We start from the raw sequence: 24,538 nt of genomic DNA on the forward strand, positions 1-24,538 counted from the left end.
ACCCTCATAAATTCAGAGGCTCTTTGCTTAATATTGAACCGGACACGACATGAGAGGAGCGGTGCGCGTGCGACGGGATTTCGAAGAGCCTGTCAGACCCCGTTCCGACCAGGTCGTCGGGCGGGACGAACTGCTCGGACGAGCAGGTGAGCAGCTCGTCCGAGGGAGCAGCGTTCTCCTGCACGGTCCGCCCGGAATAGGAAAGTCGACCGTCCTGCGGGCACTGGCCGCGGAATATGCCGAATCGGCCCGAACCGTGTTGCGCTGCTCGGCCACCGAGTCGGAATCCCATCTCCCCTTCCTCGCCCTGGTCGATCTGCTCGGCCTGGTCGCCGACGAGGTCGCGGACACGCTGCCCGCCCCCCAGCAGGCCGCGCTCGAAGCCGCGCTCACCGGCCGTGCCGAATCGTCCCTGACCCGGGACGCGCTGGCCCTGCGTCTCGCGGTGCTGTCGGTGCTGCGCGCGCTGGCGGCCAAGGGTCCCGTCCTCCTCGTCGCCGACGACCTGCAGTGGCTGGACGCGCCCAGCGCCGAGCTGCTCGGCTTCGCGGCCCGCAGGCTCGGCGGGATGCCGGTACGGATGCTCGGCGCGGTGCGTACCGGCACCGAACCGAAGGAGCAGGAGCACGACCCGTATCTACGCGCGTATCCACCGGAGGCGCTTGCCCTGCGGCTGACTCCGCTGACCCGGCCGCAGGTGTCCGAGCTGCTCGCCGCCCGCGGTTACACCGGGCTGCGCCGCTCGACGTTGCGGGACATCCACCACACCAGCGGCGGCAACCCGCTGTTCGCGCTGGAGCTCGGCCGCGCCCTGGCCGAGAGCCCGACACCGCCCCGCCCCGGCGAACCGCTGCCGGTGCCGACCTCGCTACGGGCCCTCGTCCTCAGCCGTCTCGAACTGCTGTGCGCCGACGCCCGGCAGACCCTGCTCGTCGCGAGCGCGGGAGCCCGCCCCACTCTGGCGCTGCTGCACGCCGCGGGCCGTACGAACGCGGAGTCGGAGACGGCGCTCGCGGCCTCGCTCGGCCTGTTGGCGTCGCACGGCCCCGACGCCCAGGGGCCTGACGGCCAGGAGGGCGCCGTGCGTTTCGCGCATCCGCTCGTCTCGGCCGCGCTGTACGCCCAGGCGACACCCCAGGAGCGGCGGGCCGCCCATGCCGCGCTGTCCACGGCGGCCTCGGACCCGATCGAGCGGGCCCGGCATCTCGCGCTGGCCACCAGCGGCACGGACGAGCGGGTGGCGGCACGGCTCTCCGAGGCCGCGGCGCTGGCCCGGGACCGCGGCGCACCCTCGGTGGCGGCCCACCTCGGCCTGCTCGCCGCCCGGCACACTCCCCCGGACGGCGGACCCGGCGCGGACGAACGGCGGTTGCGGTCCGCCGAGGACGCGCTCACCTCCGGTGAGATCGACCTCGCCCGCGAGGTGGCCCGCGACGTCCTGGACCGGGCGACCGACGCGGCGGTCCGGGTACGCGCCTGGATGGTCGTGATCGACTCGGCGGGGCAGGCGATGGCCGAGGTCGACTCCGTCTTCCCGCAGGCCCTCGCGGACGCGGGCGACGATCCGCGGCTGCTCGCGCTGGTCCGCTACCAACTGGCGTGGCGGGCGCTGCTCGTGGGGGGCGAGATGGAGAAGGGCCGCGAGGAGGCGGCCGAGGCCGCACGGCTCGCCGCCACGGCCGCCGACCGGAGCACCGAGTTGCTGGCGCTGTCCTTCCAGGCCCAGATGGAGACGCTGATGGGTCACCCGGAGGCCCCGGCGACCCTCGAACGGGCGCTGCGGGAACCGCAGGACCCGAAGGTGGCCTGCGACCACAACGGTGCGGGCGCCACCCGCTTCCGCTGGCAGATCATGAGCGACCAGCTCACCGACGCACGCGCGACGATCACCCGGCTCCTCGGCGAGGTGCGCCGGCGCGGCATGGTCGAGAGCGAGGTGCACTTCCTGCGCGGGCTCGCCGACACCGAACTGCGTTCCGGGCACTGCGGCCGGGCGCTCGACCTCGCCCACGAGAGCCTGCGGCTCGCCCGGGACACCGGCATCGGCGAGGCCGCGGGCAACATGTTCACCTCGCTCGCCGAGGCCGCGGGCGGCGATGTGCACCGGGCGCTCGTGCTGGCCGACGACGCGGTGCGGCGGGCCGAGGACGACGGCGACCTGATCTACCTCTCGCGTGCGCTGGGCGCGCTCGGGCATGCCCAGCTGGTGGGCGGGGACGCGGCCGGGACCGTCCGGTCACTGCGCCGGGCAAGGGAGTTGGAGCAGGGCCTCGGCATCTTCGACCCCGCGCGCGGCCGTTGGCACGGCGACCTCGCCGAGGCGCTCGTACAGGTCGGTGAACCGGCGGAGGCGCAGGACGTCATCACCGCCACGCCTGAGCACGCGGTACGGCTCCGGCGGGCGAGCGTCCTCGCCGTACTGGACCGCGCGGAGGCCCTCGTGAAGGCGGCGGGCGGCCAACACGACGCGGCCGCAGAGCAGTTGACCTCGGCTCAGGACCAACTGGCCCGTCTCGGCTACGGACTCGAAGAGGCCCGGGCGGCCCTCGCGCTGGCCCGGCTGCGGGCGGAGCGGCCGGGGCGGGCCGCGCGGGGCTCGTACGACGAGGCCGCGCGGCTGTTCCGGCGCTGCAAGGCCGTGCCCTGGCTGCGCCAGCTGGACGCGTTCGCCGCGGCCGTGCCCTCGGCGACCGCCGCGCCGGCCTCCGTCTCCGCTCCGGCGGTCGCCGAGTCGGCCCTGTCCCAACTCGACCGGCTGGCCGCGACGGAACGCCAGGTCGCGGCGCTCGTCCTGGAGGGCGCCACGAACCGCGAGATCGCCGCACGCCTGTTCATCAGCGTGAAAACGGTCGAGGCAACGCTGACACGCGTGTACCGCAAGCTGGGAATCCGGTCGCGGGTCGACATCGTCCGGTTGGCGGCGGGGCAGCAACGGGCGGAGTGAGCCGAGGGGGACCGAGCCGAGGGGGACCGAGCCGAGGGCGGTGAGCGGGGACGAGGGACGGCACCCCGGGCGGTCGGTGGGGCCGGTGCTCGGTGGGTCCGACGCTCGGCGAACGGTGCTCTGCCGGCGGGTGACGCACGGCCGGAAGCCAGAAGCCGGTGCCGGTCGAGGGCTGGGGATCGGAGGCCGAAGGGCGGGGTGAGCCCGAGCGGGGCCGGTGCTCGTGTCCGCCCGGAGGCCCCGCCGCAGGGACCGAGGGTTATCCCTCGTCAACTCCCGCAGGGAGTTCCCTCATTGGGGAAAGGGTCGGTCCGCTTCTAGCGTGGGACCCGCCCCGCAGGCTGTCGTTCCACCCCCACAGTGCACCCCCCACCGGCACACCTGAGGAGAACCATGTTCGGGCTCACCTTTGCCAAGAAGGCCGCCGCCGTGACCGCGGCGATCGCCGCCGCCGCGACGACCTGCCTGCTCGGCACGTCCACCGCGAGTGCCGCTCCGCAGCCCATCGTCGGTGGTTCGACGACCACGGCGGCCGCGTACCCGTACGTCATGCAGATCACCAACGCCTCGCAGTCCCAGTTCTGCGGCGGCACCCTGGTGTCGGCCACGAAGGTCGTCACGGCCGCCCACTGCATGGTCGGGAGAACCACGAGCAGTACCCGTGTGGTCGGCGGCCGCACCTACCGCAACGGCACCAACGGCACCGTCAGCCAGGTCAGCAAGATATGGATCCACCCCGACTACTCGGACGCCGAGAACGGTGACGACATCGCCGTCCTGACCCTGTCGACCGCCATGCCGTACACGCCCATCGGCTACGTCTCCGCCTCCGAGACCAGCGTGTACGCGGCCGGCACCACCGCCCGCATCACCGGCTGGGGCACCACCAGCTCGGGCGGTTCGTCCTCCAACCAGCTGCGTACGGCCACGGTCCCGACCGTGTCGAACGCCACCTGCTCCTCGTCGTACGGCTCGTCGTACATCTCCTCCGACATGGTCTGTGCGGGCTTCGCCTCCGGCGGCGTGGACACCTGCCAGGGCGACAGCGGCGGCCCGTTCGTCATCGGCGGCAAGCTCGCCGGCATCACGTCGTGGGGCTACGGCTGCGCGGACGCCGCGTACCCGGGCGTCTACACCCGGCTGACCACGTTCTCCAGCCTCGTGACGACGCAGGTCAACTCCTAGTACGCAGGTCAACTCCTAGTACGTCCTGCAGTACGTCCCGTCCCAAGACTTCCTGAGCACGACTCAGGTAGTGCCAGGGGGCGTTGCGGGCCTCCACGAGCGGCCCGCAACGCCCCCTTTCCATCTGCCGTGACATGCCTGGGCGCATTGTCAGTGCCGCCTGTTTCAATGGATTCTGGTGCGGGTGATGGATTCCGGTGCGGGTGATGGGCTGAACTACGGGGGGTGACGGCATGGTGTCGACAGACCGGTTCCTGGCCTTCGCGGCGATGTCGCTGCTGGTGGTCATGATCCCGGGTCCGAGCGTGCTGTTCGTGATCGGCCGGGCGCTCGCCCACGGCCGGCGCACGGCGGTGGCGACGGCGGTCGGGAACGTCTTCGGCTCGTATCTGCTGGTCGTGGCGGTCGCGGTGGGGCTCGGCTCGATAGTGGAGCGCTCGGTCGTCGTCTACATGACGGTGAAGCTGGCGGGAGCCGCGTATCTGGTCTTCCTCGGCGTGCAGGCGGTCCGGCACCGCAAGGACGTGCGGGCGTCGGCCATCGAGCGGCACACCGACCGGTCGCCCGCCCGCAGCGATCTGCGAACGGTCCTGGACGGCGCCCTGGTCGGTGTCACGAACCCGAAGGGCATCGTCTTCTTCGCCGCCGTGCTCCCCCAGTTCGTGGACCACTCCGCCGGTCAACTCCCGCTGCAGATGCTCGTGTTGGGCCTGATCCCGATATCCATCGGCCTGGTCACGGACACCCTGTGGGGCCTGACGGCGGCCACGGCCCGCGGCTGGTTCGCCCGCTCGGACCGGCGGCTGTCGCTGATCGGCGGCGCGGGCGGCTTCACGATGATCGGGCTCGGCGTGACGGTGGCGGCGACGGGCCGGGCGGACTGAGCGCCGCGCTCCAGTCCTGCCCCCTTGCCGGGCCGACCGACCGCCGCTCTCCAGTCCCGCCCCCTTGTCCGTCGGCTGCCATCAGCTTGTCGTCGGCCGCTGTCAGCCTCGTACGACGGTCCCGAACCGAATGTCGTTCGAGGACGCCTCACTCAGCACCGACAGCATCCGTTGCCCTTCCTCGACCACCTCGTCGCGCTGCCCCTTGGTGAGCGTGCTGAACGGCTCGACCGTGAGCACGGCCTGGTCGCGGGACTCCTCCAGCTGCCATACGCCCCGGAGGAAGCCGTCGACGAGCAGCGTGCGGTAGGCCTGGTTGCCCTGCCAGCTGCGCCCCCGGTACTCGGCTGGGACGACCCGGGAGCGGTCGGCGTGTGAGAGGAGCAGGTTGTCGAACTCGGGGAGCAGGCGCGGCGGAGCCGGGGTGTCCGCGTCCGGGCGGGACGCGTCCGGCAGATCGAAGAGCTCGACTCCGCGCTCGTCCTGGAAGGTGATCAGCTGGGGCCGGAGCCGCTCGAAGGCCTCGCGCAGCCGGGTCAGGCCCGCCCAGGCCTGCATGTCCCTGACGGAGGCGGGGCCGAACGCGGCGAGATAGCGCAGGACGGTGGCGTCCGGGGCCGGGGCCGGCTCTGCCGGGCGGCCGAGCCAGTGCTCGGCGGTAGTGAGAGCGACCTGGCCGCTCCTGCCCCACAGGCCGCGCGGGGTGACCTGGACGAGGGGCAGCCGGCAACGGGCCGCGACGGAGAGCGCGAGCGGGTCGGCGTCCGGCCACTCGGTGAGCAGCGCCTCGCGGAGCTGCTTCATGGTGCGCGGCTCGGCCTCGACCAGCTCCCGGCTGATCTCGGTGAGCCGGTCGAGATCCACGCCGACGAGCCCTTTGCGGAAGCCGTGCAGCTCCCGCTCGCGCGCGTCCTGCACGAGCGGCCGCAGGGTGAGGCAGTCGTCGGCGGTGTGGGTGTGGATGGTGGACCGCATGGTCACGATGCGGACGACCTCGCGGGCCTCCATCGCGGCCGACAACTCCTGCGGCACGAAGCCTTCCAGGCGGGCGGCGAGCGCGTAGTACGGGGGCTTCACGTTCTGTGCCTGGAGGCCGACGAGGTGTTCGACGGCGTCCGTCGCGGACCGGGCGGCCCGGCGCAGGAGCAACTGCCGGTCGAGGGTCGCACGGTTCAGCGCGCGGGCGCTCAGCACGGGGGCGGTCGAGGTCTTCGTCATGCTCCGCACGCTAGCGGGCCTTGCGGACACCTTCTGTCCGCAACCCTTGACGATCTCCTACCCACCCCGCGCACTCACGCCATTTGACCCGTATATCCTGCTCCGTGATCAGAAAGACAGCTGTTCGACACGGGAGGCAGCCGCGATGCCGGAGCGCCGAGTCCGCCCCGTACCCGCTTCGAAGGCCGATGCGAAGGGCAACGCGAAGCCGGTCACGAAGGGCAACCGGAAGTCGATGTGGCGACGCGCCATGACCTCGACGGCGCCACCGCCCACGGAACCCCCGGAGCCCAGCCCGGCCCCCGCCGAGACCACTCCCCCGGAGCCCGGCAGCGTCGTACAGGCAGCCCTCTACCGCGACGGCGTGCGCGTCGCGGCCCCCGCCTCCCTCGCGGACACCTTCCGCGAGCTGCGCGACCAGCCGGACGGCATGGCCTGGATCGGCCTGGCCCGCCCGACGGAGGACGAAATCCTCTCCCTGGCCGCCGAGTTCGACCTCCACCCGCTCGCCATCGAGGACGCGATGGAGGCCCACCAGCGCCCGAAGCTGGAGCGCTACGGCGACACGCTCTTCGTCGTCCTGAGCGCCGCCCGCTACCTCGACGCGCCCGAGGAGGTCGACTTCGGCGAACTGCACGTCTTCATCGGCCCCGACTTCCTGATCACGGTCCGGCACGGCGCCGCACCGGACCTCACCGCCGTGCGCCGACGCATGGAGGAAACCCCGGAGCTGCTGAAACTCGGACCCGAGGCGGTCCTCTACGCCATTCTCGACGCGGTGGTGGACGGTTACGCCCCGGTCGTCGCCGGCGTCCAGAACGACATCGACGAGATCGAGACCGAGGTCTTCCGCGGCGACCCCAAGGTCTCCCGCCGCATCTACGAACTCTCCCGCGAAATGGTCGAGTTCCAGCGCGCCACCCGCCCCTTGGTCGGCATGCTGCACGGCCTGATGGCCGGCTTCGCCAAGTACGGCACCGACGAGGAACTCCAGCGCTACCTCCGCGACGTCGCCGACCACGTCACCCACACCAGCGAACGCGTGGACGGCTTCCGCCAGGCCCTCGCGGACATCCTCACGGTCAACGCGACCCTGGTCACCCAACAGCAGAACGCCGAGATGCGCGCCCTCGCCGAGGCGGGCTTCGAACAGAACGAGGAAATCAAGAAGATCTCGTCATGGGCGGCGATTCTCTTCGCTCCCACACTCGTCGGGACGATCTACGGCATGAACTTCGACGACATGCCGGAGCTGGGCTGGCACTTCGGATACCCCTTCGCGATCGGCCTGATGGGGATTGTCTGCGCCAGTTTGTACGTGATCTTCAAGCGGCGGGACTGGCTCTGAACACCTCGCATGACCTGGCCTTTTGGGTGTCGGCGAGCGCCTGGGAGGACCCAGGGAGAAACGATTGACATCCATGCGGCACCCGGAAGGAGACAGGTCGGGCATTCGACGACTACTGGCAGGCCACGCACTGAGCAGGATGCGGCCCTGAACTCCCAGGATGTACTCAAGCCTTGTCCACCGCGAGGACGTCCGACACGAGGGACTTCAGCAACTCGCCACAGGCCGCGCCGCGCCCCCAGAACGGGCAACAGGGCAGGTTCCTTCTCGAGCGAGCAGTTCCGTACCCGGCTCGGTCACGTCAGCGGCCACAAGGTGTAAAGCACTCGCCGAACGGGCGCTGTCTGCACGAAGACGCCGGAGCGAGAGAGAAGACCGGCCTCTTGCGGTGAACCCGCGCCGGCCGCCCGCGCTCCAGTGCGGGCCTCACCCTCTGTCAGCGCGCGGTACGGCCCCCTCCCGGCAGCGGCAAGCCCGCGCGGCAGAAGGGTCACCCGGCGCTACGAGGTTCACGGCGCCGGTAGGGCACCGATCTGCTGCATCACCCCGAGGAGATCAGGCTGGCCCCGTTCGCCGACGATCCGGCCGTCGGCCAGGTAGTAGAAGTTCATGGCCTGCACCGAGATCTTGTTGCCGCTCGCCGGGATCCCGAAGAATTCACCGTCGTGGGTTCCCCGCATGGTGAACCGCGCTGCCACGGTGTCGCCTTCGGAGACCGTCTCCTCCAGCGTCCACTGGACGTCCGGGAAGCCGCCGCGCATCATCCCGATGACTTCCATGTACCCATCGGGTCCCCGCAGTGGTTCCGGGTGGCTTGGTGCGTGGAACACCGCGTCCGGAGAAATGACCTCGCGGGCGATGTCCTCGTTGCCCGTGTTGATGAACTCGACGAAGCGGTTCATCACTGACTCGGTGGACTGCGATGGCATCTTGCTGTGCCTCTCCAGAGACGTTTGGGCGGGTACCTACGAGCGTAACATCGAATCGATGTTCACATCGATCCGATGCTCGCGTGGGAGGATAGACTCATGCTGGAACTCGCGATACTCGGCTTCCTCGCCGAGGGGCCCCTGCCCGGACACGAACTGCGCCGCCGCGTCTCACAGCTGACCGGCTATACGCGGCCGGTCAGTGACGGCAGCCTGTATCCGGCGATCAACCGTCTGACCAGGGCGGGCCTGATCGAGCGGCGCGCCGACCCGGCCGCGGGGGCGGCCCGGTACGTGCTCAGCCTGACCGCGGCCGGACGGGCCGACATGCTTCAGCGCCTGCGCAAGCCCGCCGACCACGAGATCACCGACTTCACACGGTTCTACGTCGTCCTGGCATTCCTCTCCCACCTGCCCGACCTGGCCGAACGGCACGCGGTGCTGCGCAGACGGCTGGAGTTCCTGGAAGAACCGGCGAGTTTCTTCTACGACAACGAGCGACCCCTGCGTGCCGAGGAGGTCGCCGACCCCTACCGGCGGGGCATGCTGTTCACCGCCCGCGCCACCAGCCGCGCCGAACGGACCTGGCTGCGCGAGACCCTCGGGGAGGAACCGCCCGCATTCGACACCGCATGCACCGACAGCGATCCGCATGCGCCCGCCGCTCCCCCGAGCTGACCACCCACGGAGGTACCCCCATGCTTGCTTCCTGGTACGACGCCCAGGGACCCGCCGCCGATGTCCTGCACGTCGGTGAACTCCCTGATCCCGTCCCCGGCCCCGGCGAGGTCCGCGTCCGCGTCACCGTCTCGGGCGTCAACCCCGGCGACACCAAGAAACGGCGCGGCTGGCTCGGCTCGTCCATGCCCTTCCCACGGGTGATCCCGCACAGCGACGCCGCCGGAGTCATCGACGCCGTGGGCGCCCAAGTCGACGCCCGCCGCGTCGGACAGCGGGTCTGGGTATACGGCGCCCAGTCCTACCGCCCCTTCGGCACCGCCGCCCAGTACACCGTCGTACCCGACCACCAGGCCCCACCCCTGCCCGACCACCTCAGTGACGAGCTGGGCGCGAGCCTCGGCATCCCCGGCATCACCGCCCACCGCACCGTCTTCGCCGACGGCCCGGTCGACGGCCAACTGGTCCTGGTCCACGGAGTTCTCGGCGGCGTCGGCTCCCTGGCCGCCCAGCTCGCCCACTGGGCCGGCGCGACTGTGATCGCGACCGTCCGCCGCACCGCGGACCTCGACCGCGTCGACCCTGCCGTCGTCTCCCACGCCGTCGCCCTGGACACCGGCGACCCCGCTGCGGCCATCCGCTCGTACGCGCCACGGGGCGTCGACCGGATCATCGAGGTCGCGCTGTCCGACAACGCCGATCTCGACAACGCCGTCGCCGCCAACAACGCCGTCATCGCCGCCTACGCCACCCGCACGGACCGCACCGAGATCCCCTTCTGGCCGCTGTTGTTCAACAACGTGACCCTGCGGCTGCTCGGCAGCGACGACTTCACCGCCGAGGCCAAGCGCCAGGCCGCCCGCGACCTCACCTCCGCCGCCGCCGTCGGCACCCTCACCGTCGCCGTCGGCGACCGTCACCCGCTGGACGACATCGCCAAGGCCCACGACCACGTCGACGCCGGCGGTGGCCACGGCCGAATCCTGCTCACCATCCCCCAATAGCGCGGACTCGGAACACTGCCCCTGCTCAACTGCCCAGCGCTACGGGGCGGCCCGTCGCGCTGCCAAGTAATCGGACCAGTTCCCGCAGGCGAGGGTGGCCCAGCGTTCGGCTGTCTTGGGGGGATGCCGAGCTGGCAAGCGATGACCATGGGCGGCGGGTCCGGTGGCACCTCGACCGCATGGTGCGATGCCGGCGCGACCGTGTCGAGTGAACATTTCGACGAGGATCGAACTCATGGCCGCCCCAACAGGCGTGTGCCACTGTCCTTGCGACCGCTGAACGAACAGGGCGGAACGCATGAGACATGCCATCAAGGACTGACCGACTCTGAATAAGCACAAGCCAACAACCACGGCCGGCTGACGGCCCGTCCGTCCGGGACGTCTGTGCAGCGGGTGCTTTCGCGCCGGCACGACGAGCGAAGGAGCTCCAGATGCTCAACATCGAACCGCAACAGGCCGCCGGCAAGGTCCTCCTTCACTTCAGCATGTCGCTGGACGGGTTCGTGGCGGGGCCGAACCACACCATGGACTGGCTGACCGGGGTCACCGGCCGCGACGGCGTGGAAGAGGAGTACATCGAGACAACCGGCGCGGTCCTGGGCGGGCGGAACGGCTGGGACCACGACCCGAGCGCCCGGCCCTACAGCGAGGACTGGAAGGGCCGGATCTTCGTCCTCACCCACCACCCCGAAGACGCCACGCCCGCCGACGGTGTCACGTTCCTGAACTGCGACGTGGCCGAGGCGGTACGCATCGGCCTGGAGGCCGCCGACGGCAAGAACCTCGAAGTCCTCTCCCCGACGATCGGCCGCCAACTGCTCGAACGCGGCCTGATCGACGAAATCAACCTGCACATCGCACCCGTCCTGCTCGGTGACGGCATCCGGCTCTTCGACAATCCCGGCGGCCGGCCGATCCGGCTGCGACATGCCCACGGCTCACAGCCCTTTGCCGAAGTCGATGTGCGCTACCACCCCGTCGCGGAAGCGTAGGAACCGCGGCGGCCCCGTCCGGGCCGTTCAGGTTCGGACGCCGCCGGGCCGCCTCCACCGTGTGTCGAGCGTGCCGGTCACAGCCACTCGTTTCGGACGCCAAGGCATCAGGAGGTGAGGCCCGCGTCGCGGGCCGCCAGGGCGGCCTGGACGCGGTTGGTGACTTCCAGTGCGGTCAGGACTCGGCTGACGTGGGCTTTGACGGTGCTCTCGCGCATGGCGAGGCGGGTGGCGATGTCGGCGTTGGTGTCGCCGTGGGCGAGCAGGGTGAGCACGTCGCGTTCGCGCGGGGTGAGCCGGTCCAGCCGGGCCTTGGCAGCGGTTGCTTCGGGCTGGTTGGCCGCGTGGTAGCGGTCGATGAGACGGCGGGCCGCGGTGGGGTGGAGCATGGCCGAGCCGGCGGCCACCAGGTGGACGGCGCGCAGTATTTCGGCGGGGTCGGTGTCCTTGAGCAGGAAGCCGTCGGCTCCGGCGGCGAGCGCGTTGTAGACGTACTCGTCGAGGTCGAAGGTGGTCAGGGTGATCACCTTCGGCGGGTGCGGGAGGGCTCGTAGTCGGGCGGTGGCGGTGATGCCGTCCATGCGGGGCATGCGTACGTCGACGAGGGCGACGTCGATGCGGTGGGCGGTGGCCTGTTCGATGGCCTTCAGGCCGTCGGGGGCCTGGGCGACGACCTCGATGCCGGGGTCGCCGTCCAGGAGGTCGGTCAGGCCGAGGCGTACCAGGGCGTCGTCGTCCACGATCATGGTGCGGATCATGTGCGGGTGCCGTTCTGTTCGATGCCGGCGGGGTGGGGGATGCGGGCGACCAGTCGCCAGGCGCCCGCGCCGGCCGGTCCGGCGTTCAGGTGGCCGCCGAGGGCGGTGACGCGTTCGCGCAGGCCGACGAGGCCGTAGCCGCTGCCGACGGTGTCCGTGCGGGGAGTGCCGGGGGCGTTCGTGACCTCGACGAGGGTGGCGGGCGGCCCGTAGTCGATGCGTACGGTCACCTGGGCTCCGTCGGCGTGCTTGCGGGCGTTGGTCAGCGCTTCCTGGACGATGCGGTACACCGCCAGCCGGTGGGTGGTGGGAGCCCGGTCGGGACGCCCCTCGACGGTCAGCTCGATGCGTTGACCGGCGGCACGAGCCTCCTCGACCAGTTCACCCGCTTCCCTCATCACCGGCGTGAGCGCGGCGCCGGCCGGCGTGGCGTCGGGGTCGGCGTCGGGGTCGCGCAGCACACCGAGGACGTCGCGCAGATCGGTGAGGGCTTCGACGGACGCCGTGCGCAGCAGACCGAGGCGTTCGGCGACCGGTGCGGGCAATGTGTCGTTCTTGGTGGTCAGGACACCGGTGTGCAGGGCGATCAGGCTCAGACGGTGGGCCAGGACGTCGTGCATCTCGGCGGCGATACGGGACCGTTCCGCGATGCGGGCCGCCTCCTCGCGCAGCCGCGCCTCGATACGCAGATGTTCCATGTCGGCGGTCAGCGCCTGAAGCAGACGTCGGCGGTTGCCGAGCCACAGTCCGACGATGACGGCGAAGAGCAGGAAGAACAGCGCGGACACATACCGCTGTTCCACCCACACGCGGGTTGCCGGGTAGCCGAGCAGGTTGGCGCCCAGCGCAACGGCGGCGCAGCCCACCGCCGGCCGCACCCGGCGGGCCACGGCCAGATCGAACACGACGATCCCCAGCAAGGGCACCGTGAGCCATCCCCACCATGCCGTGACGGCGGTGACGACAAAGGGGGCGAGAGGCCATCGCAGCCGCGGCACAAGCAGGCTCACAGCGCACAGAACCGCCGACAGGACAACCGGGATCAGATACGGGAAACCGCTGGTCGAGGCACCGTTCATCACAACGACCAGCGCGAGAAACGCCACCAGCCCCGCACGCCCGAAGGCCGCTGCCCACTTCGGGGCCCTCCGCCTGATCACCTTTGTGATCCTACGCAGACCCGATTCCCCTGCCGTCCGACGATCGACGATGTCCACCCCCTACTTTCGTAGGGGAACGCCGTCGCAGAACGGCTGATCCGATGCCGGTCGCGGCTTTCTAACGTCAATTCCATGAACGACTGGACCACCTCCCACGACCGTGTCCTGGCTCAGCGCAACGCCGAAGGCTGGATGTTCCTGATCGAGGCAGCCCGTGATCTGCGTGCCACGGGTGCCATAGCCCCCAGCGGCAAGGCCCTGGCCCGCGCTCTGACCGATCCCGTACGGGTTCACGCGCCCCGTCCGCTGGCGGTCCTGGAAGCCGGTGCCGGGACCGGCGCGGTCACCCGCACCCTGATACCCGAACTGCCCCGAGCCAGCCGCCTGGACATTGTCGAGGCGAACCCGCGTTTCGCCGCGCGACTGCGCCATCTCGTCAGCACGCATCCAGACCTGGCTGCCAGGCCCGTGCAGGTGAACGTGCACCAGACCTACGTCGAGCGGCTCGACACCGACCAGCGCTACGACGTCATCGTCTCGGGGCTGCCGCTGACCAACTTCACGCCTGCGCAGGTCGAGCGCATCATGGCCCGCTACCTGGAGCTGCTCCACCCCGGCGGCACGCTGACCTACTTCGCCTACCTCGGCACGCGCAGGGCCCGGGCCCTGACGGCATCCCGAGCCGAAGCCCGCCGTCACGCCGCCGTGGACGAGATCATGGCCACCTATCAGCGCACCTGTGCCACGGGCCGCTGGACGGTGTGGGCCAACGTTCCCCCCGCCTACGTCTGGCACCTGCGACGCCCCCTCGTCTCCGCGGAAACGGACCACCCCGAGCAGCGGTCCGTCGAGGCGCGGTCCGTCGAGGCGCGGCGGTGAACGCGCTCTCCGACATCCTCGGCCACATCTCCCCGGCCGCGGCGTACGCGGTGGTGGCCGCCGCGGTCCTGGCCGAGTCGATCCTTCTCGTCGGGGCCTTCATCCCCACGCTCACCCTGCTCCTGACCGCCGGCGCGCTGGCCCGCACCGGCCACATCAGCCTTCCCCTCGTGATCGCCGCCGCGGCCGGAGCCGTGGTGGCGGGTGACCTCCTCGCCCATCGCACCGGCAGACTCCTCGGTGATCAGCTGCGCGCAGGCCGCATAGGCCGTCGGATACCGGGTGCCGCCTGGCACCAGGCCGAGACGCTGATGACTCGCCACGGCGGCCGGGCGGTCTTCCTGACCCGTTTCCTGCCGGTGGTACGCACCCTCGCCCCGCACTTCGCGGGCGCCACCCGCCTGCCCTACCGGCGCATCGCTCCGTACAGCGTCGTCGCCGCCTGTGTGTGGGCCACCGCGGAAGCGGGTGTCGGATACGCCGCCGCGACCTCTCTCCGGCGGGTCCTCACGCTGGGCGGCCCTGCCCTCGCCCTGGTCGCTCTGACGGCGATCGGGGGCGCGCTGCTGTGGCGAAGAAGGCACCGCCCCTCTCCTCCGGCCCTGGAACCGGAGCCCGAGCCCGCCACGAAGTCCGCCGGCCATGCTCAGGCAGGCCTGACGAGGCCGGCGTCGTAGGCGAAGATCACGGCTTGGACCCGGTCCCGGACCCCGATCTTGGTGAGGATGCTGCCCACGTGGGACTTGACGGTGGACTCGGCGAGGGAGAGGCGTTCGGCGATCTCGGTGTTGCTCCAGCCGGTCGCGATGGCGGTGAGTACTTCACGTTCGCGGTTGGTGAGGCGGGCCAGCTGCCGTTGCTGTTCGGGCGTGTGGCCCGGCAGACGGCTGCTGAAGGCGTCGATGAGCTTGCGGGTCAGACCGGGCGAGATGACAGCGTCTCCGGCGGCCACCGCGCGGATGCCGGCGACGAGTTCGTCGGGCAGGGCGTCTTTGAGCAGGAACCCGGACGCTCCGGCGCGCAGGGCGTCGTAGGCGTATTCGTCGAGGTCGAAGGTGGTCAGGACCAGGATGCGGGAGCGGCCGCCGGACTTGATGATGCGTCTGGTGGCCTCGATGCCGTCCATGCCGGGCATGCGGACGTCCATGAGGACGACGTCGGGCTTCAGCTCGGCGGCCTTGCGGACGGCTTCGGCGCCGTGGGTGGCTTCACCGATGAGGGTGAGGTCGGGGTGCTGTTCCAGGAGCATGCTGAAGCCGAGGCGTTGCAGGGCCTGGTCGTCGACGATGAGCACGGTGGTCATGTGCGGGGGTTTTCCGTTCTGGTCGTGGACGCGGGTACGTCCCTGCTCAGGGGTGGATCGGAGAGCCAGGAGGAGGGCAGGGTGGTCAGGAGACGGGCGTGGACGCTCCAGCCGCCTTCGCGGTTGGGTCCGGCGGTGACCTGGCCCTGGTAGATGGCCGCGCGCTCGCGCATGCCGATCAGACCGCGGCCGTTTCCGGTGCTCCGCCTCCGGGAGCGGGGTGCGCGGAGGGGGCCGGTGTCCTCGACGTCGACGTGGACCGTGCCCGGCCCGACGGTTACCCGGACGCTGCTGGAGGTGTCGGCGGCGGCGTACTTGAGGGTGTTGGTGAGGGCTTCCTGGACGATGCGGTACACGGCGAGCTGAAGGCCGGGGGCCAGCGCGGTGAGGTCGCCGTCGGTGTCGAGGGTGACGCTCGGGCCCGCGGCGCGGACGCGTTCGATCAGCGGATCGAGGTCGGCCAGGCCGGGCTGCGGGGTGAGCGGGGCATGGTCCGGCCGATCGTTGTCGTCGCCGATGACGGCGAGCAGGCGGCGCAGTTCGGCGAGGGCGCCGCGGCCGCTGTCAGCGATGATCCGTAGGGTCTCGGCACCGCGCTTGGGCTTCGTCTCGGTCAGGCCCGCGGCGCCGTCGGCGAGGCCGACGATGACGGCGAGGGTGTGGCCGAGGATGTCGTGCATCTCCTTGGAGACGCGGGCACGTTCCTGGGCGACGGCGAGGCGGGCCTGCTGGTCCTTCTCCTTCTGCAGGGCGGCGATGACGACGTTCACCAGGCGGGTGGCGAGGCCGAGGCCGGCGATGGCCGTCACCGTCACCACCCCCAGCAACAGGAGGATTTCCGGCCGTCTCGCGTACTCCAGCCGACCGTCGCTCCACAGCCTGGCGGCCCAGGCGACCAGCTGCGTCAGGGAGATGGTGACGGCGATGAGCAGCTGGCGGGGGGTGCCGAAGCGGCCGACGTTGAACAGGGCCACGGTGCGGGCGACGTCCGCACTGGCGTTGGCATCACGGAGGGACCCTGTGGAGGCCATCAGCACGGCGGCGGCAGTGACGAGCACGAAGACCAGCATGGGCCTGCGCTCCCGCCACAGCAGCGGAACGGCCACGGCGACGGGGAGGACCAGCGCTTCGGCGACCCCGGTTTCGCCGGCGGGGTTGAGTATGGACGGCAGTCCCAGGACGACACAGAGCAGCGGTACGCCCCACCGCCGGACCCAGGGGTGGGTCCGGTCCGCCCACCGCCAGGAAGACAGCCGAGCGATGATCGACACAATCACACGTTGCTCGGCGTCGTTCGTCAGTGCCTCGGGCAGCTCGGGTCGGCCGGGGACGTGTCGACCGGGCCGGGAATCCTGTGGGGGCGTGGGGGTCAAGGTCTGGGCCCTTCGCGGTGCAGGCGATCCGCTCGCCGGTCCCGGGGGAACGGACGGGCGAGGGGCGACTCGGGAAGAACGCCGACCGGGGCCGACCGCTCTTCCGCGATCGTACGGCTGACAACGGCTCGCGGTCTGCGTCCTCCTGGCCTGGTCAGCGCCCGCGCCGCCGGGCGCGACTTCTCACCCTCGAACACGGCAAAGGGGAGGCGGAGTCCGTTGCCACGGCGGGTCTCAGGGCGAGCGTGGGCATGTGCGGGTCCAGGGGTGAGGGGAAGGCCGGCAGAAGCAGCATCGTGGCCGGTCCGGCCGCCACGAGTGAGTGAAACGCCGGCCGACTCGAGTCGGTGCAGGATGGTGGCCACGGATTTGGTCCCGCCAGTAAAGAGGTCTGTGCACGGACGGGCCTGACCAGACCCGGGTTTCAACCTAGAAGCGGTATCGACCGGCGCCACGGCACTGTGGGCGGGAATACGGCGACGCCGGCTGGTACCGGGGTACTAGGGCCCCCTCCTCGCGACCGCGGACCGCCTCGGCACCGCCGGCCGCACCGTCGGCCGCCTCACCGACCGGGCTCAGGTCCGGCTCGGAAGCCGGCAGGAGGCGGTAGCAGAGGGGTCGCAGCTCCTGGTCGTTGACGATGAGAACGGTGGGCATGCTGCCTGGGTTCTTCCTGTGGGTGGGACCATGCCGGCGACGAGGGCGGTGCGGCGGGGTGGACCGGACGGGCCGGTCGCCGGCGGCTGGAAGTCCCCTGTTTTCTGCGGGCGTTCAGCCTTCTGCGGGCGTTCAGTCGCCGATCGCGCGGAGCACGGCGTCGGCCATGCCTTTCTCGCCTTGCGCGTTCGGGTGGACGGCGGCGGCCGGGCTGCTGGGCCGCAGGGGCTCGATCCAGCGCGTGTTCTCGGCGGAGCAGGCGTCGTGGCCGACGGACGGGGAGTAGGTGTCGACGTACGTCGCTCCGGCGGCCTCGGCCTGCCCGCGCAGCATGGTGTTGAGCTGCTTCCCCTTGTCGTGCAGGTAGGTCGCGTCACCGGGCGCGAGGGGGAGTTCCCTCCCGCAGCCTTTGCCCTCGGCGGGCAGGATCGACGGATAGCCGACGACGTAGACCCGGGCCTTCGGCGCACGCCGTTCGATCTCGGCCAGCGCCGCGGACAGCTGTCGGCCGGTCGCCCGGATCTTCTGTGCCACTTCGTCGGTGCCGCCGTCGGCGTACTGCTTCTTGCAGGGCGCATCGTCGGAGAAGAGGCGGTCGCTGCCGATCGCACCGTACATCGCGCCCATCGTGACGCATTTCGTGACCGTCGAGCCGAAGCCGATGTCGTTGCCGCCGATGCCAAGGGTCACCAGCCGCGTCCGCGTCGAGAGGGCCGAAAGCTGGGCGGGGTTGGTGCCGTTGGACGTCTTCTGCGGCGCGGTGAGGTCGGTGATGGTGGCACCACTGCAGCTGACATCACGGAAGTCGGCAGCCGTGACGCCGAGTTGGCGTGCCACCACCGCGGGATAGTTGCGGTCGGAACGGTCGCAGCCGGCCGGTGTCCCGGACTGTCGGGGGATCTTCGGGCCGGAGGTGTAGGAGTCGCCGAGAGCGACGTAGGGCCCCGGCCGCGGTCGCTCGTTCTTGGCGTTGTCGTTGGCGTTGGCGTTGGCGCCGGTGCCGTCCGGCCGCCCGATGAGGACGGCGGTGAGCAGAACGCCGCAGCTCACGATCCCGGCCAGACCTGTGCGTGCGTACGGTCCCATGGGTTTCTCCTGTCGTCGTCACGGATGGCCAACTGCTGGGCGGGCACCGCGGCACGGGCGGCTGCGTGTGTGACCCTGCCGTCGAACCAGGCGGGGAAACGCGCACGTCATCGGCACCGCGGGACCGAATACGGCGGTGCCGGTCGGACGTGGGTCGGGGCGATGTCGAGCCGGGAGACGACCGAGACGATCACCCGGGTCGCCCGCTGCTCGGGATCGCTCGTCGGGGGCTGAAGGAACTGGCGCTCGTCCGGGTGTGTAGGAGCGGGAGCGGGGGCGCTCGGTACGGGCACGGGATGGACCCCTCGCGATGTCAGGCCGCCCGCCGGCCCCGGGGGAATGGGCCGACGGGCGGGGCAGGGGAGACGGCCGGTGAGAGTCGGCCGCCAGGTCAGGAGGCAGTGTGGAAGCCGGTGCTGCGGCTCGCTCTCGTCAACGCCTGCGCCTCGGGTTCTTCAGCAGCTTCCTGCGTACCGGTGCCTTCGACTCGGTGGTGTCGGCGGGGACGGTGGCGTCACCGCCCCGTGCCAGGCGCTGCTTGAGCCTGGACAGTCCTCGTGTCTTCGCCGGGGCCTGCGGGGCAGGTGTCGGCGCGTCCGTGACACCGGAAGCGTGGACGCCGGTGAGGACGTGGGTGGCACTGTGGTCGTCCGAGCCCGCATAGGCTCCGGCGGCGACACCGGCGAGTACGGGCTCGGGCATGGGGTCCGTCGGTTCGGCTTCCTGCTCGGCTTCGAGCGCGTGGCGCAGCTTCTCGCCCTCGACGTCCACGTTCGGCAGGATGCGGTCCAGCCACTGCGGCAGGGTCCAGGAGCGGTGGCCGAGCAGGGCCATCACCGCGGGGACGATGGTCATCCGGACGACGAAGGCGTCCAGGAACACGGCGGCGGCGAGCCCCAGGCCGATCGATTTGATCAGAGCCGCGTCGTCGAGGAGGAATCCGGAGAAGACCGAGACCATGATGACCGCGGCCGCGGTGACCACCCGGCCGCTGTGCCGGAAGCCCTCCACGACGGCCTGCGTGGGTTCGGCGCCGTGGACGTACTCCTCCCGCATCCGGGAGACGAGGAAGACCTCGTAGTCCATGGCGAGTCCGAACACCACGCCGATCAGCAGGATGGGCAGCAGGCTGACGATGGGTCCGGTCTGGTCGACGCCGAAGAGATCCTTCAGCCAGCCCCACTGGAAGACCGCGACCAGGACCCCGAGGGTGGAGACCACGCTGAGCAGGAAGCCCAGGGCGGCCTTGAGCGGGATCACGATCGACCGGAAGACCAGCAGGAGCAGGACCAGCGCCAGGCCCACGACGATGGCCAGGTAGGGGATGAGTGCGTCGGAGAGCTTGGTGCTGACGTCGATGTTGACGGCGGTCAGGCCGGTGACCATCAGGTCGGCGCCGGTGTCCTGGTGCAGGGCGCCGCCGTGGCCGCGGATCTCGCCCACCAGGTCCTTGGTGGCCTCACTGGTGGCGGCGCTCTTGGGGACGGCGCCGATCAGGGCCACGTCGCCCGCCTCGTTGAAGGAGGGAGGACGGACGGCCGCGACATCGTCCAGCTCGCCCAGCATGGTGTACGCGTCCTCGGCGGCTGCCTTCGGATTCTCGCTGTCCCGGGCGTCGACGACCACGGTGAGCGGGCCGTTGAAGCCCGGCCCGAAGCCCTTGCTGAGGGTGTCGTAGGCGATGCGCTGGGTGCTGCCGGGAGGCTTTCCGGAGTCGTCGTTCAGGGCCATCTTCAGGGACATCGTGGGGATGGCCAGCAGGGCCAGGCCGGCCACCGAGACCGCGAGCACCTTGACCGGGTTGCGGGTGACGAACCTCGCCCAGCGCACGCCCATCGACTCGCCCTCGCCGCGCTCCAGCGCCTTCATACGGCGGGTGAGCAGCTTGTCCTTCATGATCCGCGTACCGGCGAAGCCGAGCATGGCGGGCAGCAGGGTCAGCGCGATGACCACGGCGACGGCCACGGCGAAGGCGGAGGCCAGGCCCATGGAGGTGAGCATGCCGATACCGATGACGCTCAGGCCGCTCAGCGCGACGATCACGGTCAGCCCGGCGAAGACGACCGCCGACCCGGCGGTGCCGAGGGCGCGTCCGCACGCTTCCTCGGGTTCGTGGCCGTCGCGGATCTCGTTGCGGTAGCGGGAGACGATGAACAGGGCGTAGTCGATGGCCACGGCCAGGCCCAGCATCAGTGCCAGGGTCGTGGCGGACGAGGCCAGGTCGAAGAAGTGCGTGGCGAGCATGACCGACAGGACGGCCGCGGCCACCCCGAGGATCGCGGTGAGCAGCGGCAGTCCGGCCGCGATCATCGAGCCGAAGGTGATCACCAGGACGACGGCGGCGACCCCGACGCCGATCAGCTCGGCCGCCTTGCTCGCGGCCTTGTCCTTGACGGCGTTGCCGCCCAGGCTCACCTTCAGGCCGGCCTTCTCGCCCTGCTGGACGACGTCGGTCTGGACGGCGTGGGCCGCGCCGCTGACGTCGGCCTGGGCGACCTTGTAGGACACCTGGGCGTAGGCGATGGTGCCGGACTCGCTGACCAGGCCGCTGGTGAAGGGATCGGAGACGCCCGACACCTGCGGCGACTTCTCCAGCTTCGCCACCAGGGACTCGACCTCGGCCTTGTTGGCGGCGGAGGTGAGCCGCTGCCCGCTGGGCGCCTCGAACACCACACGCGCGGTGGCGCCGTCGGCGGACGCCTGCGGGAACTCCTTCTGCAGCAGGTCGATCGCCCGCTGCGACTGCGTACCCGGAACGCTCAGGGCCCCCGAGGAGGTGCCGGGCGCACTCATGGCGCCGATGCCGATGGCGGCCAGTACGGCGACCCACAGCATCACGACGATGCGTCGTCGCCGGAACGACAGCCGGCCGAGCCGATAGAGGAAGGTGGCCACGGAATTACTCCCACCAGGAGAAGAGATCATTGGGTGAGGGGTGAGCCGGTCCTGACTGACCCGTGATCTCAACGTAGGAGCGGTACCGGGCGACCATCACGTACCGCGGAACCGAATCCGGCGGGGCCCGCTAGTACCCCAGTACCAATGCCTGTCCTTCGCCCGAGCGCTCACCGGTCCTGATGGCCGGAGGGGTAACCGGTGGGCGCGGCGTTTTCGGTGGCGGCCCAGGTGGCGAGGAGCCGCAGGGCGTCGTGCTCGGGTGTGCCGGGGGCAGCGCTGTAGGCGGTGAGGGTCAGACCGGGCTGGGCCGGCAGTTCCATGGCGTCGAAGTCGAGGGTGAGAACGCCGACGGCCGGGTGCCGGAATGCCTTGCGGCCGGTGTGGTGCAGGCGCACGTTGTGCCTGGCCCAGGCGGTGCGGAACTCCTCGCTGCGGGTGACGAGTTCGCCGATGAGTCCGGTCAGCCCGCCGTCGTGCGGAGCGCGGCCGGCCTCGGTGCGCAGCAGGGCGACGGTGGTGTTCACCGACTGGTCCCAGTCGGGGAAGAAGTCGCGGCCGTTCGGATCGAGGAACTGGAAGCGGGCGATGTTGGCCGTCGCGGTGGTGGGGTCGGGGAAGAGCGGGGAGTACAGGGCGCGGCCGAGGCGGTTGGCGGCGAGGATGTCCAGGCGGCCGTTGCGGATGAAGGCCGGGGAGTCGGTCATGGCGTGCAGGACGCGCAGGACGCTGTCGGGCAGCGGGCCGGTCGCCGGCTTGCGCCGGGCGGGGCGTTTGGCGGCGGCGCGGGCCAGGTCGTAGAGGTGGGCGCGTTCGGCGTCGTCGAGTTGGAGGGCGTTCGCGACGCCGTCGAGGACTTCCTCCGAGGCACCCGCGAGGTTCCCGCGCTCCAGGCGTACGTAGTAGTCGACACTGACGCCGGAGAGCATGGCGACCTCTTCGCGGCGCAGGCCCGGCACGCGCCGGTTGCCGCCGTAAGCGGGCAGGCCGGCCTGCTGGGGGGTGATCCTGGCGCGGCGGGAGCCCAGGAACTCGCGGATGTCGCGCTCGGTACTCACGCGATCCAGGCTAAGCCGGACGCCACAGGCGTGGGGGGTCCTGTCAGTACCTGTGACGACAGGCCCTTCTTCACTTCACCGAGCTGCGGTTTCATCGAATGGCGGCGGCCGGGGACGCCGGACACCGTCGCCGCCGCCCTGTTGAAGGTCGCATGCCTGCGCCGGCCCCCGCTGCGGTTCGTCGCCGGTGATGACTGCCTTTCCGCTGTCGGGGCCAGGGCCGAGGAACTCCTCGCGCGGGTCGACGCCTCCCGCGCGCCGGGCTCGGGCCTCGCCCACCCGACGCCGCCTGACACACCCCGCACACACGTACAGCCCAGACCAGACAGCCCGCACACACGTACAGCTGAGAGAGACACCATGGAATTCGTCAAGCAGCAGGCCACCACCAAGGCTCCCGCGGACTGGTTCACCGGCGACGTCTGGTTCGACGTGCTCTACGCGGGCCAGGAGCCGTCCCGGATGCGTGCCAACCTGGTCCGCTTCTCCCCCGGTGCCCGTACCCACTGGCATTCCCATGTGCTGGGCCAGACGCTGCACGTCGTCTCCGGCATCGCCCTGATCGGCACCCGCGACGGCACCGTCTTCGAGGCGCACCCCGGTGAGACGGTCACCTGCCCGCCGGACGAGGAGCACTGGCACGGCGCCACCCCCGATCGCTTCATGGAGCACATCGCCATGTGGGAGGGCAAGGGTGACGGCAGCACCGAAACCACCTGGAACGAGCCGGTCACCGACGAGCAGTACAACCGCGCCCGCAGCCGCTGACAACACAACGGTCCCCGCTTCAGCACGAGTTCGAGCGACTGTGCCCGCGGACCGACGAAAGGACTTCGATGACCGACCAGCCCCAGCAGACCGGCGGTGGACGCCGCATGATCGGCGACTTCGCTCCGAAGCTCGCCGAGCTGACCGACGACGTCCTGTTCGAGGACGTGTGGAATCGCACCGAACTGGCCGCCCGCGACCGCAGCCTGATCACCGTGGCCGTCCTCATAGCGGGCGGCGACACCGACCAACTGCGCTTCCACCTCGGACGAGCCAAGGAGAACGGCGTCACCGAGACCGAACTCACCGAGGCCATCACCCACCTCGCCTTCTACGCCGGCTGGCCCAAGGCCATGACGGCGATCACGGTCGCGAAGCAGGTCTTCTCGGCCTGAGCACCGGGGAGGAGCCGTCGAGCCCGTCCCGTCGTCTCCCCCTGCGCGGCTCACTTCAGCCCCCTGCGCGGCTCACTTCAGCCAGGAATCGACCAGCGTCCTGTTCTCGCCGATCCACTCCTTCGCGGCCTCCTGCTCATGGCCCGAGCCCTTCTTCTGGAGCAGCAGTTCGAGGCTGCCCAGCTGGGCCGAGGTGAGCTTGAAGTTCTTGAGCCAGCCGGCCAGTTCGGGGTGGTCCGCGGCGAAGCCCTTGGGGGCGATGGCCTGGACCTTGTCGGGGGCTCCGTATGCGCCCTTGGGGTCCTTGAGGACCTTCAACGGCAGCTTGGCGTACGCCCAGTGGGGGCGCCACAGGGTGACCACGACCGGCTTCTTCTTCGCGATCGCGCTCTGCAGTGCGGAGAGCATGGCGGAGCTGCTGCTCTCGGTGAGCTCGTAGTCGTCCTTGAGACCGTAGGCGGGTATGACGCTCTCTCGCGTGAGCCGCATCAGGCCGGAGCCCGCCTCGATGCCGACGATCCGGCCGCCGAACTCGGAGGCGTGCGTCTTGAGGTCGGCGAGCGAGTCGACGTCCTTGACGTACGTGGGGACGGACAGGTTGAGGTCGGCCGGTTCGTACCAGGTGGAGGTGACCTCCAGCTTGGAGCCGAGCTTCTTCCAGTACGACTCGTGGGTGCTGGGCAGCCAGGCGTCGAGGTAGAGGTCGACCTGTTTGTTCGCGACGCCGGTGAAGGTGCTGGCGATGTCCAGCGACTGAACGTCGACCTTGTAGCCGCGGTCTTCGAGGATCTCCTTCCACAGGTAGGTGGCGGAGGTGCCCTCGTCCCAGCCCTCGACGACGGCGATCCTCACCGATTTCGAGTCTCCGTTCCCTCCGCCGGAGCCGGGGTCCACACTCGCCGTCTCGCCGCTGCACGCGGTGGTGACCAGGGTGAGTACGGCGGCGGTACAGCCGAGGAGAAGCGCGCCGCGGGAACGGCGTGAGGTGCGGTTCATGAGCGGTTTCCTGTTCTTGGGCGGT

The 24,538-nt window shown here is 70.6% G+C and carries 21 protein-coding genes; 11 read left to right on the forward strand and 10 right to left on the reverse strand.

The genetic code is table 11. From position 1 onward, the window contains the following. Window positions 1-67 precede the first annotated feature (67 nt). The 3 genes from AB0I18_RS04630 to AB0I18_RS04640 all read left to right on the forward strand — a co-directional run bounded on the left by AB0I18_RS04630 (window position 68) and on the right by AB0I18_RS04640 (window position 5,013). On the forward strand, window positions 68-2,944 hold the full coding sequence (locus AB0I18_RS04630) for an AAA family ATPase (RefSeq protein WP_363103886.1): 2,877 nt from the start codon (window positions 68-70) through the stop codon (window positions 2,942-2,944). A 393-nt stretch (window positions 2,945-3,337) separates the two neighbouring features. Then, a complete protein-coding gene (locus AB0I18_RS04635) occupies window positions 3,338-4,129 on the forward strand; it encodes a serine protease (RefSeq protein ID WP_363103887.1) in 792 nt (263 codons plus the stop codon). A gap of 233 nt (window positions 4,130-4,362) precedes the next feature. Continuing rightward, the gene (locus tag AB0I18_RS04640; protein WP_363103888.1) at window positions 4,363-5,013 is read left to right on the forward strand and encodes a LysE family translocator; all 651 of its coding nucleotides are present in this window, start codon (window positions 4,363-4,365) and stop codon (window positions 5,011-5,013) included. 102 nt (window positions 5,014-5,115) lie between these two features. Here AB0I18_RS04640 and AB0I18_RS04645 read toward each other — a convergent pair whose 3' ends face one another. Continuing rightward, window positions 5,116-6,231: a winged helix DNA-binding domain-containing protein gene (locus tag AB0I18_RS04645; protein ID WP_363103889.1), complete on the reverse strand. Its 1,116-nt coding sequence runs from the start codon at window positions 6,229-6,231 to the stop codon at window positions 5,116-5,118. 145 nt (window positions 6,232-6,376) lie between these two features. Here AB0I18_RS04645 and AB0I18_RS04650 point away from each other — a divergent pair, with 145 nt between their 5' ends. Further along, window positions 6,377-7,579: a magnesium and cobalt transport protein CorA gene (locus AB0I18_RS04650; protein ID WP_363103890.1), complete on the forward strand. Its 1,203-nt coding sequence runs from the start codon at window positions 6,377-6,379 to the stop codon at window positions 7,577-7,579. Window positions 7,580-8,088: 509 nt separating this feature from the next. Here AB0I18_RS04650 and AB0I18_RS04655 read toward each other — a convergent pair. Then, complete coding sequence (locus AB0I18_RS04655) at window positions 8,089-8,481, reverse strand: ester cyclase (RefSeq protein ID WP_363103891.1); 393 nt, start codon at window positions 8,479-8,481, stop codon at window positions 8,089-8,091. Between the two features lie 126 nt (window positions 8,482-8,607). Here AB0I18_RS04655 and AB0I18_RS04660 point away from each other — a divergent pair, with 126 nt between their 5' ends. From AB0I18_RS04660 to AB0I18_RS04670, 3 genes are all read left to right on the forward strand, one after another. After that, window positions 8,608-9,186 (forward strand): PadR family transcriptional regulator, encoded by a 579-nt coding sequence (locus AB0I18_RS04660; protein ID WP_363103892.1) that lies wholly within the window; start codon window positions 8,608-8,610, stop codon window positions 9,184-9,186. 20 nt (window positions 9,187-9,206) lie between these two features. Next, window positions 9,207-10,190 (forward strand): NADPH:quinone reductase, encoded by a 984-nt coding sequence (locus tag AB0I18_RS04665; RefSeq protein WP_363103893.1) that lies wholly within the window; start codon window positions 9,207-9,209, stop codon window positions 10,188-10,190. A 434-nt stretch (window positions 10,191-10,624) separates the two neighbouring features. Further along, the gene (locus AB0I18_RS04670; protein WP_363103894.1) at window positions 10,625-11,185 is read left to right on the forward strand and encodes a dihydrofolate reductase family protein; all 561 of its coding nucleotides are present in this window, start codon (window positions 10,625-10,627) and stop codon (window positions 11,183-11,185) included. A 107-nt stretch (window positions 11,186-11,292) separates the two neighbouring features. Here AB0I18_RS04670 and AB0I18_RS04675 read toward each other — a convergent pair whose 3' ends face one another. Beyond that, the gene (locus AB0I18_RS04675) at window positions 11,293-11,943 is read right to left on the reverse strand and encodes a response regulator transcription factor (protein ID WP_363103895.1); all 651 of its coding nucleotides are present in this window, start codon (window positions 11,941-11,943) and stop codon (window positions 11,293-11,295) included. After that, entirely contained in the window at window positions 11,940-13,022 is a 1,083-nt protein-coding gene (locus AB0I18_RS04680) for a histidine kinase (protein WP_363103999.1), read from the reverse strand. Before AB0I18_RS04680 ends, AB0I18_RS04675 begins: the two co-directional genes overlap by 4 nt. 213 nt (window positions 13,023-13,235) lie before the next feature. Between AB0I18_RS04680 and AB0I18_RS04685 the strand changes: the two genes are divergently transcribed. Together AB0I18_RS04685 and AB0I18_RS04690 are read left to right on the forward strand one after the other, a co-directional pair. Beyond that, window positions 13,236-13,982 carry a methyltransferase domain-containing protein gene (locus AB0I18_RS04685; protein ID WP_363103896.1) on the forward strand — a complete coding sequence of 249 codons (747 nt, stop codon included), beginning with the start codon at window positions 13,236-13,238 and terminating at the stop codon, window positions 13,980-13,982. Beyond that, window positions 13,979-14,659: a VTT domain-containing protein gene (locus AB0I18_RS04690; RefSeq protein WP_363103897.1), complete on the forward strand. Its 681-nt coding sequence runs from the start codon at window positions 13,979-13,981 to the stop codon at window positions 14,657-14,659. The genes AB0I18_RS04685 and AB0I18_RS04690 overlap by 4 nt, the downstream gene beginning before the upstream one ends. On the opposite strand, the gene AB0I18_RS04695 is transcribed toward AB0I18_RS04690, so the two are convergent. From AB0I18_RS04695 to AB0I18_RS04715, 5 genes are all read right to left on the reverse strand, one after another. Continuing rightward, on the reverse strand, window positions 14,629-15,285 hold the full coding sequence (locus AB0I18_RS04695; protein ID WP_363103898.1) for a response regulator transcription factor: 657 nt from the start codon (window positions 15,283-15,285) through the stop codon (window positions 14,629-14,631). The genes AB0I18_RS04690 and AB0I18_RS04695 overlap by 31 nt on opposite strands. Further along, a complete protein-coding gene (locus AB0I18_RS04700; RefSeq protein ID WP_363103899.1) occupies window positions 15,282-16,556 on the reverse strand; it encodes a histidine kinase in 1,275 nt (424 codons plus the stop codon). Before AB0I18_RS04700 ends, AB0I18_RS04695 begins: the two co-directional genes overlap by 4 nt. A gap of 891 nt (window positions 16,557-17,447) precedes the next feature. Beyond that, window positions 17,448-18,401: an SGNH/GDSL hydrolase family protein gene (locus AB0I18_RS04705; RefSeq protein ID WP_363103900.1), complete on the reverse strand. Its 954-nt coding sequence runs from the start codon at window positions 18,399-18,401 to the stop codon at window positions 17,448-17,450. 432 nt (window positions 18,402-18,833) lie between these two features. Continuing rightward, entirely contained in the window at window positions 18,834-21,296 is a 2,463-nt protein-coding gene (locus AB0I18_RS04710; RefSeq protein WP_363103901.1) for an MMPL family transporter, read from the reverse strand. Window positions 21,297-21,466: 170 nt separating this feature from the next. Then, the gene (locus AB0I18_RS04715; protein WP_363103902.1) at window positions 21,467-22,354 is read right to left on the reverse strand and encodes a helix-turn-helix transcriptional regulator; all 888 of its coding nucleotides are present in this window, start codon (window positions 22,352-22,354) and stop codon (window positions 21,467-21,469) included. Window positions 22,355-22,714: 360 nt separating this feature from the next. On the opposite strand from AB0I18_RS04715, the gene AB0I18_RS04720 reads away from it, so the two are divergent. Further along, a complete protein-coding gene (locus tag AB0I18_RS04720) occupies window positions 22,715-23,122 on the forward strand; it encodes a cupin domain-containing protein (protein WP_363103903.1) in 408 nt (135 codons plus the stop codon). 68 nt (window positions 23,123-23,190) lie between these two features. Next, entirely contained in the window at window positions 23,191-23,517 is a 327-nt protein-coding gene (locus tag AB0I18_RS04725) for a carboxymuconolactone decarboxylase family protein (RefSeq protein WP_363103904.1), read from the forward strand. A gap of 72 nt (window positions 23,518-23,589) precedes the next feature. Here the strand turns inward: AB0I18_RS04725 and AB0I18_RS04730 are convergent, their stop codons facing one another. Further along, window positions 23,590-24,513, reverse strand: coding sequence for a glycine betaine ABC transporter substrate-binding protein (locus AB0I18_RS04730; protein WP_363103905.1), 924 nt, complete (start codon window positions 24,511-24,513; stop codon window positions 23,590-23,592). Window positions 24,514-24,538 lie beyond the last annotated feature (25 nt).

Origin of the sequence: Streptomyces sp. NPDC050704 (assembly GCF_040654355.1) — a bacterium.
Classification (GTDB): domain Bacteria; phylum Actinomycetota; class Actinomycetes; order Streptomycetales; family Streptomycetaceae; genus Streptomyces.

Excerpts from the sequence above, each read along its gene's own strand:
- AB0I18_RS04665 (WP_363103893.1), top strand. The coding sequence starts at position 9,207 with ATGCTTGCTTCCTGGTACGACGCCCAGGGACCCGCCGCCGATGTCCTG.
- AB0I18_RS04730 (WP_363103905.1), bottom strand. The coding sequence starts at position 24,513 with ATGAACCGCACCTCACGCCGTTCCCGCGGCGCGCTTCTCCTCGGCTGT.
- AB0I18_RS04650 (WP_363103890.1), top strand. The coding sequence starts at position 6,377 with ATGCCGGAGCGCCGAGTCCGCCCCGTACCCGCTTCGAAGGCCGATGCG.
- AB0I18_RS04680 (WP_363103999.1), bottom strand. The coding sequence starts at position 13,022 with ATGAACGGTGCCTCGACCAGCGGTTTCCCGTATCTGATCCCGGTTGTC.
- AB0I18_RS04685 (WP_363103896.1), top strand. The coding sequence starts at position 13,236 with ATGAACGACTGGACCACCTCCCACGACCGTGTCCTGGCTCAGCGCAAC.
- AB0I18_RS04695 (WP_363103898.1), bottom strand. The coding sequence starts at position 15,285 with ATGACCACCGTGCTCATCGTCGACGACCAGGCCCTGCAACGCCTCGGC.
- AB0I18_RS04675 (WP_363103895.1), bottom strand. The coding sequence starts at position 11,943 with ATGATCCGCACCATGATCGTGGACGACGACGCCCTGGTACGCCTCGGC.
- AB0I18_RS04720 (WP_363103903.1), top strand. The coding sequence starts at position 22,715 with ATGGAATTCGTCAAGCAGCAGGCCACCACCAAGGCTCCCGCGGACTGG.
- AB0I18_RS04670 (WP_363103894.1), top strand. The coding sequence starts at position 10,625 with ATGCTCAACATCGAACCGCAACAGGCCGCCGGCAAGGTCCTCCTTCAC.
- AB0I18_RS04635 (WP_363103887.1), top strand. The coding sequence starts at position 3,338 with ATGTTCGGGCTCACCTTTGCCAAGAAGGCCGCCGCCGTGACCGCGGCG.
- AB0I18_RS04705 (WP_363103900.1), bottom strand. The coding sequence starts at position 18,401 with ATGGGACCGTACGCACGCACAGGTCTGGCCGGGATCGTGAGCTGCGGC.
- AB0I18_RS04640 (WP_363103888.1), top strand. The coding sequence starts at position 4,363 with ATGGTGTCGACAGACCGGTTCCTGGCCTTCGCGGCGATGTCGCTGCTG.
- AB0I18_RS04655 (WP_363103891.1), bottom strand. The coding sequence starts at position 8,481 with ATGAACCGCTTCGTCGAGTTCATCAACACGGGCAACGAGGACATCGCC.
- AB0I18_RS04645 (WP_363103889.1), bottom strand. The coding sequence starts at position 6,231 with ATGACGAAGACCTCGACCGCCCCCGTGCTGAGCGCCCGCGCGCTGAAC.
- AB0I18_RS04660 (WP_363103892.1), top strand. The coding sequence starts at position 8,608 with ATGCTGGAACTCGCGATACTCGGCTTCCTCGCCGAGGGGCCCCTGCCC.
- AB0I18_RS04725 (WP_363103904.1), top strand. The coding sequence starts at position 23,191 with ATGACCGACCAGCCCCAGCAGACCGGCGGTGGACGCCGCATGATCGGC.